Source organism: Pseudoalteromonas prydzensis, from assembly GCF_011050055.1.
Lineage (GTDB): Bacteria > Pseudomonadota > Gammaproteobacteria > Enterobacterales > Alteromonadaceae > Pseudoalteromonas > Pseudoalteromonas prydzensis_A.
Map to the genome: position 1 here is coordinate 1 of NZ_DRGM01000018.1, position 14,449 is coordinate 14,449.

Genomic DNA, 14,449 nt, shown 5'->3' on the forward strand with positions numbered 1-14,449 from the left:
CGCTTCAGTAGAATACATCATGCGTGATGTTGAATACGGCTGGTTGTTACGTTATTTGCACTCAACCGGTGCATCAGCGTTCTTCATCGTTGTCTATCTGCATATGTTCCGTGGTATGATCTACGGTTCTTACCAAAAACCACGTGAATTACTATGGTTATTTGGTATGTTTATCTTCCTAGCACTGATGGCTGAAGCGTTCATGGGGTACTTATTACCATGGGGTCAAATGTCATTCTGGGGCGCACAGGTAATCATTTCATTATTCGGAGCGATTCCGGTAATTGGTGATGACTTAACACTGTGGATCCGTGGTGACTATGTAATTTCAGGTGCAACGCTTAACCGCTTCTTTGCATTACACGTTATTGCCTTACCATTGGTTATTGTGATCTTAGTATTCTTACACATTGTTGCACTGCACGAAGTGGGTTCAAATAACCCAGATGGTGTTGAAATCAAGCGTAAGAAAGGCTCTGTAGCTGAAGAAGATAAGCCTAAATTTAAATTCCACGAGTATTACACTGACAAAAAAGACATTGTCGATGCGATACCGTTCCACCCTTACTACACAGTGAAAGATATTGTGGGTGTGGTTGGTTTCTTAATCTTATTTTGTTGGGTGGTGTTCTTTATGCCAGCGATGGGTGGGTTCTTTTTAGAAGCGCCAAACTTTGAGCCAGCAAATCCGCTTAAGACTCCTGAGCATATTTTCCCAGTTTGGTACTTTACGCCATTCTATGCAATCTTACGTGCAATCCCTGATAAGTTAATCGGTGTTGCAGCAATGGGAGCATCGATTGTGGTACTTGCGCTATTACCTTGGATTGACCGTGGTACAGTGAAATCGGTTCGTTACCGTTGTGGCTTCCATAAATGGAACATTGCAGGTTTTGTGGTTACTTTCGTGCTACTTGGTTGGGTGGGTGCAACACCACAAACTGATTTGAAAACGATTATCTCGCAAGTCTGTACTGTGACTTACTTTATGTTCTTCGTACTGTTATTTGTTTACAGTAAGAATGAAAAAACTAAGCCATTGCCAGAGAGGTTAACGAAATGATGAAAAAGCTAATTATCGGTTTATTTGCTTTATCAATAAACGTATTGCCGGCAATGGCTGCGGGTCCTTCGGTGCCATTACTGGAAGCGGGCAATGACCTAACTGATCAGCCATCATTGCAACGTGGTGCAAAGTTGTTCATGAATTACTGCCTTGGTTGTCACCAAATGCAGTATCAACGTTATGAGCGTACTTTCCGTGATATCGGTATTCCTACAGAAGTAGGTCTTGAACAGTTAATTTTTGACGGTTCAAAAGTCGGTAGCCACATCACCAATGCGATTGAAAAAGATGATGCTGCAAAATGGTTTGGTGCGGCTGTGCCGGATCTAACAAATGTTGCGCGTGTGCGTGGCAGTGATTGGATTTACACCTATTTAAAATCGTTTTACAAAGATGAATCTCGTCCGTTCGGTGTAAATAATACAATATTTCCATCGGTAGGTATGCCGCATGTTCTGCAAGAGCTGCAAGGTTTACCTATGCCTATTACTGAAGAAGTGGAAGAACATGGTCAAACTGTGACCAAAGTTGTTGGCACTAAAACAGATGGCACCGGTGAATTAAGTGTAGATGAATATGACCAAGCAGTTCGTGATTTAACGAATTTCCTAGAGTACGTAGGTGAACCTACGCGTCTTGAATCGGAAGCGCTGGGTCTTAAGGTAATCGGATTTTTAATCATTCTGTTTATCTTGGCATTTATGCTGAAGAAAGAATACTGGAGAGATGTTCATTAAGTTTGAACATATTTAAAGGTAATTTTGCAATAGGGGCTTAAGCCCCTTTTGCTGTTTTTGTTATTTAATGGAGGTAGGCATGGCCGTAGCTGCCAATAAGCGCCCTGTAATGACCCTTTTTTCTGGTGCTAACTGTATGTATAGCCACCAAGTACGCATTGTACTTGCTGAAAAAGGCGTAAGTGTAGATATTCATCTGGCTGAAAAGGACAACCTGCCAGAAGCACTTCATGAAATTAACCCTTACGGAACAGTGCCAACACTGATCGACCGTGAGCTTGGTTTATATCAGGCAAACATCATCATGGAATACCTTGATGAACGTTTTCCTCATCCTCCACTAATGCCTGTTTATCCGGTAATGCGTGGCCGCAGCCGTTTAATGATGCATCGCATCGACACGGATTGGTATAGCCTTGCTGCTAAAATTTACGCAAATGGTGCAGAATCTGCCCAAGCACGTAAAGAACTAACAGAAGCTTTACTAGCTGTTTCAGCAATCTTCACTGAAGCGCCATACTTTATGAGCGAAGAATTCAGTTTAGTTGATTGTTACTTAGCACCACTGTTATGGCGTTTACCAGAGCTTGGTATTGAGCTAACAGGTGCAGGTTCTAAAGAGATGAAAGAATATATGATCCGTTTATTTGAGCGTGAATCATTCCAAGCTTCTCTTACTGAAACTGAGCGCGAGATCCGTTTGTAATGACGCCTAATCGTCCTTATTTACTTCGTGCTTTCTTTGATTGGATTGTTGATAATCAGTGTACGCCGCATTTAGTGGTGAACGCTGATTTCCCTGCTGTGCAAATACCAACGCAGTTTGTTCAAGATGGACAAATTGTATTGAATATTAGCCCGTCAGCTGTCACACAATTCTCAATGGATAATCAGCAGCTAAGCTTTAGTGCCCGCTTTGGTGGTCAGCCAATGCAAGTATACGTACCAATTGGTGCCGTGCTTGCTATTTATGCCCGCGAAAACGGAGAAGGCACTGTGTTTACCGCAGATGAGTTTTTAGAGGACGAAGACGAGTTTGCAGCTGAGTTAGAAAGTGTTGATATCGCAGATGAATTATTACCTGACGAACCAGCGCCAACTAAGCCAGAAAAGAAAAAAGGCTCACACTTACGTGTTATTAAGTAATATGTAATTGTTTGATAAAAACCGCTGATCAAGCGGTTTTTTTATGTCTGTATAAAAGCAGACTGAAGGTTAAAGGTTAAAGGTTAAAGGTTAAAGGTGCTAGGTAAACTAAGGGCTACGGGGTTGGCATGGGTGGTTGGATTTATTGTAGGCGCGGCTTTATGCCGCGCAGGTTTATACCATTCATGGCTAAAGCCATTTCCTACGTCGGGGGGGAATAGGCTTAAAGACTAAGAGCTGCACGAGGTAAACTCCCGCCTACAGGTATAAAAAACCTTGCGATATCAACTGCAAGGCTTTTAATTCCTAGAACCTAGAACCTAGAACCTAGAACCTAGAACCTAGAACCTGATACCTTTACAAATACTCAAACACCTTAATAACACGCTCTACGCCTGACACATTACGAGCAACATCTACCGCTGTGTTTGACTCGGCATCTGACACTAAGCCCATTAAAAACACTTCGCCATTCTCAGTGACCACTTTGATATTATTGCTGCTGATATTATCAGTGGTAAGTAATTGCGTTTTTACTTTAGAGGTTAACCAAGAATCATGGGTCTGGGTGCTTATACTAATATTAGAGCCAATGCGCAGCTGGTTATGTATTTTTCGTATCGCAGGTAAGCCCTCAATCGTACGCTGAGCTTCGTCTTTCATTTCTTGATTAGCAACTTGGCCTACTAGCAGTACGATACCGTTAACGCTAACAACGCTGATATTTGCATGATCAGCAAGGCGAGGCACATCATTTATTGCCACCCCAGCTTTGATTTCGATATTACTATCATCTATTTGTGAACCAAGCGTACGGCGATCATTCGCCGCAGTAACTGCTCCTGCGGTACCTGCAACCACCGCAGCGGCGCAACCTTGTAATAATAAAACCGTACTGATAACGATAACAGATTGTTTCAACATTAATTTTCTTCCTGTGGGAATAGGGTTAAGTCGACGAGTTCGCTTAAACAATGCAGATTAACCAAATGAGACTCTATAATACGACTCGGACGTTTTGATGGCACCCGTATTTCGACATCATTGGCGCCCAATAAACCGACTAACTCACCACCATCATCACCAACTAGCACAATGACTTTCATATCTTTGGTGAGTGCAGCTTCAACTGCGCTAATGATATTTTTTTCATTACCATTGATTGCTAGCACTAATAGTAAGTCGCCTTGATGTGCAAATGCACGAACTTGACGAGCGAAAGTTTCTTGGTCGTCACTTTGATTGCTTTGGCCAAGATTGATATGTTCTTGGGAAAGCGCAATCGCAGGCAAACAAGGGCGTTCGGTTTCGTAATAGTTGATCAATACGCCAGCCATATGTTGAGCAAGCATATGGCAGCTGGCAGTGCCGCAACAAATCAATTTATTACCATTGATCAGGCTTTGCGCTATGGTAAATGCAGCTGCTTCTAAGGCGCTAGGGAGTACTTCACCTGCGGCAATTTGCACTTGAATGCTTTCTGTGAAAATTTCTTTAATGGTATCTTGCATATTAAAATACGTTTTTTATCCAATTAAGTTGTTGCGATGCTTCGCCTGTTATTGCGACAAAGTCGATTCTTATTGCTTGATCACTCAGTTTTTTAGTTGCTAAATAATGGTAAATAGAGCGTTTTAAGCGCGCTTGCTTTTGTTTTCCTAAGGCATGGAGCGCTCCGCCTTTAACATGGCTGCTGCGAAATTTCACTTCCACAAACACTAACGTGTTGCCATCACGCATTATTACATCTAGCTCCCCGTAAGGGCAGTTATAGTTACGTTCGATTGGGAGCAACCCTTGTGTAACTAAGTATTTTTGCGCTTCTAGCTCGTAATACTGGCCTTTCTCTCGGCTATTCTGCCACAGCTGTTTAAACCACGACATGGCTACATCCTTGTTTTATAAACTTGCTAACAGCTACTCACTGTCTGATAGGCTGGTAGCTGATTGCATAAATAGCGGTAACGGCGCTGTTGTTTCCAACTGCACAGCTTTGATTTGTCTGTCTTTGTACTGCGCCCAATTAAGGTGACGATTAATTTGCCCATCACTGGTAATACTTAATTGACCGGTTAAACCATTAAATCGCTTACCTGGGATCATACTCAATTGGGTAATATTACTTAACATAGCAACCGAGTCATAGGCCATGGCAAATAAACGTTGGCTTATATCGGCTTGCTCAGGCCACAGCGAATTATATTGTTGGCGCAAAGCATGATCTGTTATTTGCCCGCTTAGCATCCATGGAAGCTCAGTAAAATATAGTCCATCAAGGTCACCTTTATCTGTGCTATCAATTTGTTTACTATGACTTTTTGAGCTAGCGTAAAGAGGAATACGATCCGCAAAGGTACTCACATTTACATCTAAATAAGGTTTAATCAAGCGAGTTTCGATAGCATCGCCGAGAATATAAATAACATCAATATCACGACGAGAGCGGGTTTCACTCTCTACTTCTTGTTTAAATAATGACTTAACGGTCGCAATGCGTTCTTTTGATTTATCAACTTCGAGCAGGTTAACAATGGTGGTTGGCATATCTTTTTTATCATTATAAAGCCCAACTTCTGGTGTGGTTTCGCTGTAGCGTTGCCATTGTAGGTTGAAAAAATCAACTAAGCGCTGGCCTGAACTGTTATTCGGCGCCAGCAGCATAGGTTTTTGGTAGCCAACCGTTAAAAAATGCTCAAGTGCCTGCTGTACTTCGTGCTCAGGATTAAGCGCAAAGAAATAATGCTGTGGAGATTGGCGTTCACCATCAAAGGTATTTAAGTGCAAAACCGGGTAATCTTGTAATGCTTTGCTTGCAACTAGCTTATCAATGTTCGCTTTGAGTAACGGCCCAATTATAAAATTTGGTTGAATTTCGAGTAATTTTGCAGAAAGCTCAGCAGAGCTAAGCATTTCGTCAATAAAAATGGTTTCACCAATCGATGCGTTATCTAACCCAGCTAATACCCCTGCTTTTAAGGCATCACCTAAACGTTCATTGGCGCCAGATTGCGGCAATAACACCACTAAGCGCTCAATATTAAGTGGTTCAATGGCAATTAACTCAGCTGCTTTTTTTGGTAGAACATCAATTGCAGGGTGACCTGGGTATCGACGTTGCCAATTATTAATCGCTTGATCAAGCTCTACAGGGGCACCTAAATATACTTGGTGATAAAGCGCTAAGTTTACCCAGCCTTGTTGTACCACGGAGCCACGGTTAAAGCGCTCCAAAGCATACGATGATAATTGTTGTAGGTTTTGCCACAGGTCTTTGTTGAGCTGTGGGATCGTTAAGTTATTTTTACTGGCGGTTTCAGAGGCACGAAAGAAATAGGTCATGGCCTCTTTAGGTAAGTTTTGTGATGCATACACACTGGCGGTTAAATATTGGTGCCAAGCAAAATGTTCAGGCTGCGTTAGCTGGTTATCTAAACTGGCTAAAATCTCAAGTGCGGCGGAATTCTTATGTTGTTGTTTTTGCGCAAAAGCGATATACAACTTATTTTGCACTTGGTCTACGCTTGGGGTTCGCTCTAATTCAGTACATACTTGCTCTAGTAGCGGCCATTGTTGCTCAGTAATTGCCGCATCACGTGCGCTATACAGGAGTTGAATTTTGTCCACACCTTGGCGATTTAAAGCTAGTTGGTACAGTGATTGTGCATCAGTTGCTTGAATTTGTGACGTGCTATTAGCGGAACTGAGATTTTCAGTGGTTTTAGTCGGTTTTTCGGTTGTACTACAGGCCGATAACCCTGACAATATGATAAATAGACTAACAAGTTTAAGTCGCACAATGATTTCCCAATACGTTAACGCGATTTGCTTATATTACTGACTGACGCAGGAGACCTCAATGTTAAATGAGGAGAATTCACAGAAAATCGGCACTCTTTACATTGTAGCCACCCCAATCGGCAATTTTGACGATTTAAGTCAGCGTGCAATCGCGACATTATCGCAAGTTGACTTAATCGCTGCTGAAGACACCCGCCACACAGGTAAGTTGCTCAGTCACTTTGGTATTAAGGCAAAAACCTTTGCTTTGCACGACCATAATGAAAAGCAAAAAGCGCAACAAATTATTGATCAACTTAATCAAGGTTTAAATATAGCACTGGTTTCCGATGCCGGCACACCGCTTATTAGTGATCCAGGTTATGCGGTTGTAAACTTATGCCGAGAGCAAGGCGCCCATGTTACACCTATCCCTGGTGCATGCGCGGCAATTACTGCGGTATGTTGTTCTGGTTTGCCAACTGATCGCTTTCAGTTTATTGGTTTTACCCCAGCAAAAAGTAAAGCTCGACAAGACTTTTTTATCGAAGCGGTTAATTCCAACATCACCAGTATTATGTACGAAAGTACCCATCGCATTATGGCAAGCCTTGATGACTTGGAGATTGCCCTTGGTAGTGAGCAACAGGTAGTATTTGCCAAAGAGCTAACCAAAACCTTTGAAACATTTTTTAATGGCACAGTGAGTGAACTCAAACAGTTTTTAACCGACGATCCAACCAAGCAGCGCGGTGAAATTGTACTAATGTTGCCAGGTGATCCAAAGCAGGTTGATGATATTCCTCCAGAAGCACGTAAAATGTTGGCGCTACTTGAGAATGAAATGCCAATGAAAAAAGCCTGTGGCATTGTAGCCGAGTACTTTGGTATGAAGAAAAATGCCCTTTATAAAACAATTATTGACGAAAAAGGCTAAATCTTTACTGCACATACAACCCAGCTCAGGTATACTGCGCGCCGAGTCAGCCAAGATGATCGCTGCCTGCAACGAAAATGCGCAGGGGGAGGAAAGTCCGGGCTCCATAGGGCAGGGTGCCAGCTAACGGCTGGGGGGCGTGAGCCTACGACAAGTGCAGCAGAGAGGAGACCGCCAACTTCGGTTGGTAAGGGTGAAAGGGTGCGGTAAGAGCGCACCGGGCCACTGGTAACAGTTGGTTGCAAGGTAAACTCCACCCGGAGCAAGACCAAATAGGGTTCCTTAAGGTGTGGCCCACATCGGAACCGGGTAGGTTGCTTGAGCCATAGAGCGATTTATGGCCTAGACGAATGATTATCACTTTCTTCGGAAAGGACAGAACCCGGCTTATACGGCTGACTCACTCATTCAACAAAAAAGCCCGCAGTTAACGCTGCGGGCTTTTTTGTGTTTGAAATTAGCTATTAGATTTTAGCCGTCAGCCGTCAGCCGTCAGCCGTCAGCCGTCAGCCGTCAGATCAGAGTAAGTGAGCTTCCAATTAAGTCGATTAACACATCATTTCCTAGCCTTAAAATCAAACATAATGCCTTAAAAGGAATAACGCTATCCATAAACGTCTAATTTAGATTGGCTTTTTAGAGTGCTTAAGCAGATCTCAGGTTACTTAGTTGTGTGCCTAGAAGTAGTGGCAGGGATCAGTACTGCAAAAGTCGTGTTAACCGCGCAAAGGGCTAAACCTTTTTACTATTGATAGCTTTAAACACTGAGTAGCTAACGGCTAATACTAGGCAGATGGTTGCGGGGATAAAGAGGGCATTAAAGTTATAAAAATGGAATGCATAGGCACCTAATGTGCCACCGCAAATGAACCCTGAGATGATCAGTAAAAATAACAGTGCTTTGCGTTTATCAAAGGGTTCGCCTCTTAATTTAGCGCCGAGCATGAGGCCTAGATCGGTAAAAATACCGGTAACGTGAGTGGTGCGAATAACTGCGCCGCTGTAAGTGGTAGCTAATGCGTTTTGTAAGCCGCAGGCCGCGGATGCTAAATAGTGGCCGTTTACAGAGTCGTTTGATAAAAAATACACTGAGCTTGCTAACAGTATGGCTTCAAGCAGCAGTAAGCTGCTGTAGTTATGGCCGAGTTTGAGTGCGCCGCTTTGTAAAAAGGCGCCGGAGATCGCCGCACCGGCTAAAAAACTCAGTAGGATAAGCGCTAAGTGGAATGCATCAGTAACAGGTGAAGTAACAAGGTTTGTGCCAAGGAGTGTTGCAGTGCCTGATAGATGTGAAATTGATTGATGTTTGAAGCCTAGTAACCCTATCGAATTAACAAGCCCAGCGACAAGCGCAAGTAAAAACGATCCATATTCTACCCAACGAGGCAATTTTGAAATCACGGCTAACAGTTAATTTAATAAAATCTGTTTGGTAACCTATCAGTTCGTTATTTATTAAACAATAGCTAGCTAAGTTTTCAGTGCATAGTTTGTGCTGGATCTGTATTTAGCTCGTTGTTGTGGATTGATTGCTTACCAGTGCTAAAAATTGCTGTTCGGGTAATGGCTTTGCAAACAAATAGCCTTGGCCATAATCACAGCCTATGCCAAGTAATAATTGCTGCTGCTCTGGTGTTTCAATGCCTTCGGCAATCACTTTTAAACCAAACTGATGTGCCATAGTGATAATTGCTTTACATAACGCGAGATCTTGGTTGCCCGCTTGAATGTTATCAACAAAGCATTTATCAATTTTTAAATAATCTGCATCCATTTGTTGCAAGTAGGCAAGCGATGAATAGCCGGTGCCAAAATCATCCAGAGCTAGTTCCATCCCCGATTTGACCAGCGCTTTCAGGCGTTGTTGAGTGAGTTGCTCAGGTGCGATCATTAATCCTTCGGTGATCTCAGCAACAATCGCGCTCGGTGGTAAGTTGGCGGCTTTTAGCAAGGTTGGCCATTGATCAATACCGCTATCAAGGCAACTAAATTGCACCGGCGAGACATTGATACTGAGTTGAAAATTGGCATCAAGCTGTGTTCGTAGCGTGCTGAGCGTTTGTAATGCGCGAGTAAATACAAATTGCCCCAATGGGTTGATATACCTAGACTCTTCGGCTAAAGGTATAAACTCTGCGGGACTAATTACTCCGCGTGTAGGGTGCTGCCAGCGGAGCAGGGCTTCTGCTTTATGAATATGCCCAGAATCAAGATCAACGATTGCTTGGTAATAAAGAGCAAATTGTTGCTGTTCAATGCCACTGCGCATGTTTTTAAGTAAATCCATACGTGCTTGTGCTTGCTCACGTAAGTTGTGATTAAAAAACTTAAAACAGTTGCGGCCACTTTGCTTGGCTTTATACATGGCTTGATCGGCGGCTTTTAATAACAGCTCTGAACTATCACCATCGATTGGTGCAATAGCGATGCCGATGCTGGTTGCAATATGCAGCTCCTCACCTTCGAGTATAAATGCTTTTGTCATGGCATTGAGGATATCGTTGGCTACTTTTTTGATGTGTTCTTCAGTGACCAGCTTGGCATGCACAATAACAAATTCGTCGCCACCAATACGCGCGATAAACTCAATATCAACAATTTCTTGTTGCAAACGCACCGCGATCAACTTGAGTAATTCGTCACCATAAAAATGACCTAAGGTATCATTGATGTCTTTAAAATGATCAATATCAAGAAGCATGATCACTAATGGCTCATTAGGGTTTAAGGTGTTGTTGATATGCTGATTTAAGCGTTTTTTAAGCTCAATTCGATTAGGTAGATTGGTTAAATGATCAAAGTGAGTTTGATGCCAGATCAGATCTTCGGCTGCTTTTTTAGCGGTAATATCGGTAAAAATCGCGACTCTGCGCTGCGCTTCAGAGTGTTCATCGTATACGGTATCGATAGTAAGCCACTCAGTGAATAACTCGCCATCTTTACGACGGTTAATTATTTCACCTTGCCAACGGCCTGTTTTTTGTAATTGCAGCCACATTCCATGATAAAACGCTTTACTGTGCTTGCCTGAAGCTAAGATAGCAGTGGTATTGCCCAGAATTTCATCTTTACTGTATTGGGTGACTTCACAAAAAGCTGGATTAACATCTAAGATAACGCCATTTGGATCGGTAATGGCCATGCCTTCACTGCTATTTGCGTAGACCATTGAGGCCAGATGAGAGGCTTTTTCAGCGTGTTTTCGATGGCTAATATCTTGTAATACAATGGTGTATTCATTGCTATTGAGTTTGGCGCTGATCCGCACTTCAAATATTTGCTCGATTGCAGGCTTCTTTATTGTTAGTTCAAATTGGCTTGTTTTATTTTTACAGGGTAAATGCTTAAGCAACTGTTTACTTTTTTCTTCACCAAGCAGTTCGCGAAGATGTAATTTTGAGCTAATGGGCTCTGGTAAATATAGCTGTGAAATTTGCCCGCCTAAGTTCAGTACATCACCGTGAACATTGATCCGAATATAGGTATCAGGCAAAGCGTTTAATAAGCTACTTAATTCGTCATGCTGGCGTTTGACATTCGCTTCTGCCGCAAGGCGTGTTTGTGCCATCGCTTTAAAATGTTGGTAGAGAGTATTTAGCTCTGGGCTATTTAAAGAAAACTGTTTTGGTAATAATCCTTGGGCAAGATCTTTAATCGTCAGTGTAAGCTGTGCTATGGGCGTTAATACATTGCGCTTTAATTGGTTATGGGCAAACACAGACAGACCAATAATCATCAGTGAAAATACAGCTAATGTATATAAAAACAATTGGTTGGCAGCTTGTATTGCGCTATTAAATGGTATTACAACATAAACGTTTAGGCTATTTTGGGTTTCATCGGTATACATGGTTTTGCTGTGTAAAACGTGATTAATACCTTGCAATTCAATTGTGCTATTGGGCATAGGTAGCTCGGAGCTAAAACCATAGGCATTAATATTTTCGCCAAGCAGCGATGCATTGTTAGGGTAATTTGCGATAATACGGCCGTTATTGTCGGTTATAACGGCAAGAGCATCTTCGGGTAAATGGAAGCTGGCAAGTATTTGGCTCCACCAATCTAATCTCACAGCGGTTACTACGGCCCCATATACTTGTTGCTGCTGATCGATAAGTGGGTATGCGAAATTGAAACTTAGGGTGTTGATACTACGATCTTTTTGAAAATAGCCAATGGCAAAGCTTTTAGTCGCCACAGCATTTTGAAAGTATTCACGATCGGCAATATTAATATTTTCTTTGCGTCCTTTTAATAAACACACCGGGTCGCCTTGCATATTGACGATGCCAATATTCGCAATTTCAGGTTGAAGTTTTTGTATTTTAGCTAAGTAATAAGGGCAGCCGGTTTGTAATGGTGCGGCAAAATCTTTTAAGTCAGCAAGTTGAGTGGTAAATGTTTTAATTTTTTTGAGTAGCTCAGTTTGCTGCTCAACAAGCTGTTCGGCAACCGCAAAAGCCTGCTGCCGACTTTCTTGGCGCGCCATTTGTTTGGCATGCCACAAGCTAAATAAGATCACCAAGATGCCAGGTAAGCTCAGCAATATAAATAAACGGTAAAGTCGGTGTTGTAACGATGAGGAAAAAATAGCAATACTCTTCATACTGGGCTTGTGGCATAAAATTGTAGCCAATAAATTTAAAATTAACCATATATAATATAAGGTTAATTTTATTTTATCTAATAAAGAGTGAAATAATTGCCCAGCAAAGGACGATTGTGCTGAGCAAACCTATATAGCTTTATAGCAAACGTAATAACCAGCTAAATTGACTTAACTTTATTTTACTGGATGAGTTTTGCTTATGACCATTTAGCGCTTGATAGCCTGCGCCTGCCGTAAAGGCACTGGCAATTCCTACCTTCGATACTGCAAAGCGTTTTAGTCGGTAATTAAAAGCCTGATGGTGTTGGTGTTTTAAGGCATTGATGCTATTAATTTTTTGACTTAAGTGGCTTACTTTACGGTTTGGTTTCTGAATAAAATAATCAATTAGCATCATTCACTCCTATTAATATTGAGTAATTGTTTAATGCTGTGCGCGGTTTTATCAAAGCCAATTTTACTACTGATATAACCAATGTTTTTCCACAGCCAGAATAAACAGATCAACTGCAAGCTAATTAAACATAAGGCGCTGAGCCATATTGATTGACTAAAAGCAAAAATCGCAAAGCCAAGCGTGGCAAGCAAGCCTGCCCATAAAAGTACCAAGCCGCCAGCAAAGCTTACTAACAAAATTATTGTCAGTGCTAACGAGCGGGTTGATAGTCGCCATTCAGCACTGGCTAATTCTTTGCAAATACCGGCTTGTTGACGATAGTCTTGATAAAGCTGTTCACCATATTGAGCTAGTTTAGCGAGGTGATCTTGCCACTGATCTGCACTTTGCGGTGCAGGATCAGCGGCCTGATCCTGGTGTTGTTTATCTTTAAGATCAGTATTTTGTTGCATAGCTAGCTACTTGCTACGACGTAGCAACGCAGTAACCAGCATACCAGCAGCAAATGCTATACCTGCTGTTGCAAGCGGGTTTTCTGATGCTAACTGGCGTGTTCTACCACTGTATTCAGTTAATTTCTCACGCGCTATTTTTTGCTTTTCAGAGAGTGTTTCCGCTGAGCTGGTAGCACCATGGCGAATGCCTTGCTCTGCTGTTGCCGCTTTCGAAGAGAGCGCGTCAACGGCCAGATGCGCCGCTGAAGTTGCTTTATCAGTTAATGGCGATTCAGTGTGAGCAGCGATGTCATCAACTTTTTTACTGGTTTTTGCAGCTGAATTAGAACTCGATGTTGAAGTAGTCATAGTAATCGTTCCTTAAATATTAAAACTAAAATTGTGTAATACTTGCTGCAGCCTTCGTACCACTTCTATGGCTCTATTTACTTACTTATAAATCAATGATTTACTTTTTATTTCTAAATGCTGTTGTTTGAAATAACAGCGTTTTAAGTAACTATTGCAAAAAGATCGCGTAAATTTTACATGATCTATTAAGTAGCAATTCGCTACTAATATTTTGTAACTGTTCATTGATTATTCATTAATCATTTAAGTCTGTTTATTTTGTTTTATCTCAGAATAAAATATTTTTTTTGTAGTTATCCACTTTTTCCCACGTAATTCAGTAGCTTTGCGCTAGGCCTTATTTTTTCTGGCTTTCACAGTTAATTATAGGATCTTAGCGACTTGACAAAAGCGCTTGTCAAGCCCTAAACTGGAGGACTGTGGTAAAAAGTGGTTTTTAGTGGATCAAATTGGATCAAATTAATCCAAACGGATTAATTATCAACTTTTAGAATAGGCTTTTTATGTTCCGTGGTGCGAGTTCGCTCAGTTTGGATGACAAAGGACGCTTTGCGGTACCGACTAAGTACCGAGATTCCTTGTTGTCTGAAGATCAGGGCACGGTGATCTGTACCGTTGCACTGAACGAGCCTTGTTTGTGGTTGTATCCACTCGCGCAATGGCAAGACATAGAAGATCGTCTCGCTAGAATTTCCAATATGAATCCACGCGCTCGACGCATGCAAAGAATGTTGTTGGGTAACGCAACTGAGTACCAATTAGATAAAAATGGCCGAATTTTGCTGGCACCGTCGCTACGGGCTCATGCAGATTTAGGCAAAAAAATCATGTTGGTTGGTTTGATGAATAAATTTGAGATCTGGGATGAAGAGCGTTGGCATGAGCAAATGCGTCAAGACACCGAAATAGAACGACTCGGTGAGTTTGAATCGACCCCAGACTTAGATAATTTTTCACTCTGATCACACAATAAA

Annotated in this window: 15 protein-coding genes and 1 other RNA gene; 7 read left to right on the plus strand and 9 right to left on the minus strand. The window is 41.9% G+C overall.

Translation table 11 applies throughout. The features are described from left to right. The 4 genes from ENH88_RS01325 to ENH88_RS01340 all read left to right on the plus strand — a co-directional run. The coding region (locus ENH88_RS01325; RefSeq protein ID WP_304178668.1) for a cytochrome b at positions 1 to 1,063 on the plus strand (1,063 nt) is incomplete at its 5' end. Next, positions 1,060 to 1,803: a cytochrome c1 gene (locus tag ENH88_RS01330; protein WP_304178670.1), complete on the plus strand. Its 744-nt coding sequence runs from the start codon at positions 1,060 to 1,062 to the stop codon at positions 1,801 to 1,803. The genes ENH88_RS01325 and ENH88_RS01330, both read left to right, overlap by 4 nt. 79 nt (positions 1,804 to 1,882) lie before the next feature. Further along, complete coding sequence (gene sspA / locus ENH88_RS01335) at positions 1,883 to 2,509, plus strand: stringent starvation protein SspA (protein ID WP_064667929.1); 627 nt, start codon at positions 1,883 to 1,885, stop codon at positions 2,507 to 2,509. Further along, positions 2,509 to 2,949 carry a ClpXP protease specificity-enhancing factor gene (locus tag ENH88_RS01340; protein WP_064667841.1) on the plus strand — a complete coding sequence of 147 codons (441 nt, stop codon included), beginning with the start codon at positions 2,509 to 2,511 and terminating at the stop codon, positions 2,947 to 2,949. The genes sspA and ENH88_RS01340 overlap by 1 nt, the downstream gene beginning before the upstream one ends. Before the next feature lie 357 nt (positions 2,950 to 3,306). Here the strand turns inward: ENH88_RS01340 and dolP are convergent, their stop codons facing one another. From dolP to ENH88_RS01360, 4 genes are read right to left on the minus strand one after another with little or no spacing between them, the layout of a single operon-like run. Continuing rightward, a complete protein-coding gene (gene dolP / locus ENH88_RS01345) occupies positions 3,307 to 3,873 on the minus strand; it encodes a division/outer membrane stress-associated lipid-binding lipoprotein (protein ID WP_304178675.1) in 567 nt (188 codons plus the stop codon). Then, complete coding sequence (locus ENH88_RS01350) at positions 3,873 to 4,460, minus strand: SIS domain-containing protein (RefSeq protein WP_304178678.1); 588 nt, start codon at positions 4,458 to 4,460, stop codon at positions 3,873 to 3,875. The genes dolP and ENH88_RS01350 overlap by 1 nt, the downstream gene beginning before the upstream one ends. A gap of 1 nt (position 4,461) precedes the next feature. Further along, positions 4,462 to 4,833 (minus strand): YraN family protein, encoded by a 372-nt coding sequence (locus tag ENH88_RS01355; RefSeq protein ID WP_304178680.1) that lies wholly within the window; start codon positions 4,831 to 4,833, stop codon positions 4,462 to 4,464. Positions 4,834 to 4,866: 33 nt separating this feature from the next. Further along, positions 4,867 to 6,744: a penicillin-binding protein activator gene (locus tag ENH88_RS01360; protein ID WP_304178682.1), complete on the minus strand. Its 1,878-nt coding sequence runs from the start codon at positions 6,742 to 6,744 to the stop codon at positions 4,867 to 4,869. A gap of 61 nt (positions 6,745 to 6,805) precedes the next feature. Here ENH88_RS01360 and rsmI point away from each other — a divergent pair, with 61 nt between their 5' ends. Continuing rightward, the gene (rsmI, locus tag ENH88_RS01365; protein WP_304178684.1) at positions 6,806 to 7,663 is read left to right on the plus strand and encodes a 16S rRNA (cytidine(1402)-2'-O)-methyltransferase; all 858 of its coding nucleotides are present in this window, start codon (positions 6,806 to 6,808) and stop codon (positions 7,661 to 7,663) included. Between the two features lie 43 nt (positions 7,664 to 7,706). Beyond that, positions 7,707 to 8,069, plus strand: an RNA gene (gene rnpB, locus ENH88_RS01370) — RNase P RNA component class A. 326 nt (positions 8,070 to 8,395) lie between these two features. Here the strand turns inward: rnpB and ENH88_RS01375 are convergent. The 5 genes from ENH88_RS01375 to ENH88_RS01395 form a co-directional block, all read right to left on the minus strand. Beyond that, positions 8,396 to 9,064, minus strand: a complete 669-nt coding sequence (locus ENH88_RS01375) for a YoaK family protein (RefSeq protein ID WP_304178686.1) — start codon at positions 9,062 to 9,064, stop codon at positions 8,396 to 8,398. Between the two features lie 106 nt (positions 9,065 to 9,170). Beyond that, positions 9,171 to 12,269 (minus strand): bifunctional diguanylate cyclase/phosphodiesterase, encoded by a 3,099-nt coding sequence (locus ENH88_RS01380; RefSeq protein ID WP_304178688.1) that lies wholly within the window; start codon positions 12,267 to 12,269, stop codon positions 9,171 to 9,173. Positions 12,270 to 12,408: 139 nt separating this feature from the next. Further along, positions 12,409 to 12,669: a hypothetical protein gene (locus ENH88_RS01385; RefSeq protein ID WP_349768639.1), complete on the minus strand. Its 261-nt coding sequence runs from the start codon at positions 12,667 to 12,669 to the stop codon at positions 12,409 to 12,411. Further along, positions 12,666 to 13,121, minus strand: coding sequence for a hypothetical protein (locus ENH88_RS01390; protein ID WP_304178691.1), 456 nt, complete (start codon positions 13,119 to 13,121; stop codon positions 12,666 to 12,668). The genes ENH88_RS01385 and ENH88_RS01390 overlap by 4 nt, the downstream gene beginning before the upstream one ends. Positions 13,122 to 13,127: 6 nt before the next feature. Next, positions 13,128 to 13,472 carry a DUF883 domain-containing protein gene (locus ENH88_RS01395; RefSeq protein WP_304178693.1) on the minus strand — a complete coding sequence of 115 codons (345 nt, stop codon included), beginning with the start codon at positions 13,470 to 13,472 and terminating at the stop codon, positions 13,128 to 13,130. 506 nt (positions 13,473 to 13,978) lie between these two features. Between ENH88_RS01395 and mraZ the strand changes: the two genes are divergently transcribed. Then, a complete protein-coding gene (gene mraZ / locus ENH88_RS01400) occupies positions 13,979 to 14,437 on the plus strand; it encodes a division/cell wall cluster transcriptional repressor MraZ (RefSeq protein ID WP_304178695.1) in 459 nt (152 codons plus the stop codon). The last annotated feature ends 12 nt before the right edge of the window (positions 14,438 to 14,449 follow it).

Excerpts from the sequence above, each read along its gene's own strand:
- dolP (WP_304178675.1), bottom strand. The coding sequence starts at position 3,873 with ATGTTGAAACAATCTGTTATCGTTATCAGTACGGTTTTATTATTACAA.
- ENH88_RS01330 (WP_304178670.1), top strand. The coding sequence starts at position 1,060 with ATGATGAAAAAGCTAATTATCGGTTTATTTGCTTTATCAATAAACGTA.
- ENH88_RS01355 (WP_304178680.1), bottom strand. The coding sequence starts at position 4,833 with ATGTCGTGGTTTAAACAGCTGTGGCAGAATAGCCGAGAGAAAGGCCAG.
- ENH88_RS01390 (WP_304178691.1), bottom strand. The coding sequence starts at position 13,121 with ATGCAACAAAATACTGATCTTAAAGATAAACAACACCAGGATCAGGCC.
- rsmI (WP_304178684.1), top strand. The coding sequence starts at position 6,806 with ATGTTAAATGAGGAGAATTCACAGAAAATCGGCACTCTTTACATTGTA.
- ENH88_RS01395 (WP_304178693.1), bottom strand. The coding sequence starts at position 13,472 with ATGACTACTTCAACATCGAGTTCTAATTCAGCTGCAAAAACCAGTAAA.
- ENH88_RS01380 (WP_304178688.1), bottom strand. The coding sequence starts at position 12,269 with ATGAAGAGTATTGCTATTTTTTCCTCATCGTTACAACACCGACTTTAC.
- ENH88_RS01340 (WP_064667841.1), top strand. The coding sequence starts at position 2,509 with ATGACGCCTAATCGTCCTTATTTACTTCGTGCTTTCTTTGATTGGATT.
- ENH88_RS01350 (WP_304178678.1), bottom strand. The coding sequence starts at position 4,460 with ATGCAAGATACCATTAAAGAAATTTTCACAGAAAGCATTCAAGTGCAA.
- ENH88_RS01385 (WP_349768639.1), bottom strand. The coding sequence starts at position 12,669 with ATGATGCTAATTGATTATTTTATTCAGAAACCAAACCGTAAAGTAAGC.
- sspA (WP_064667929.1), top strand. The coding sequence starts at position 1,883 with ATGGCCGTAGCTGCCAATAAGCGCCCTGTAATGACCCTTTTTTCTGGT.
- mraZ (WP_304178695.1), top strand. The coding sequence starts at position 13,979 with ATGTTCCGTGGTGCGAGTTCGCTCAGTTTGGATGACAAAGGACGCTTT.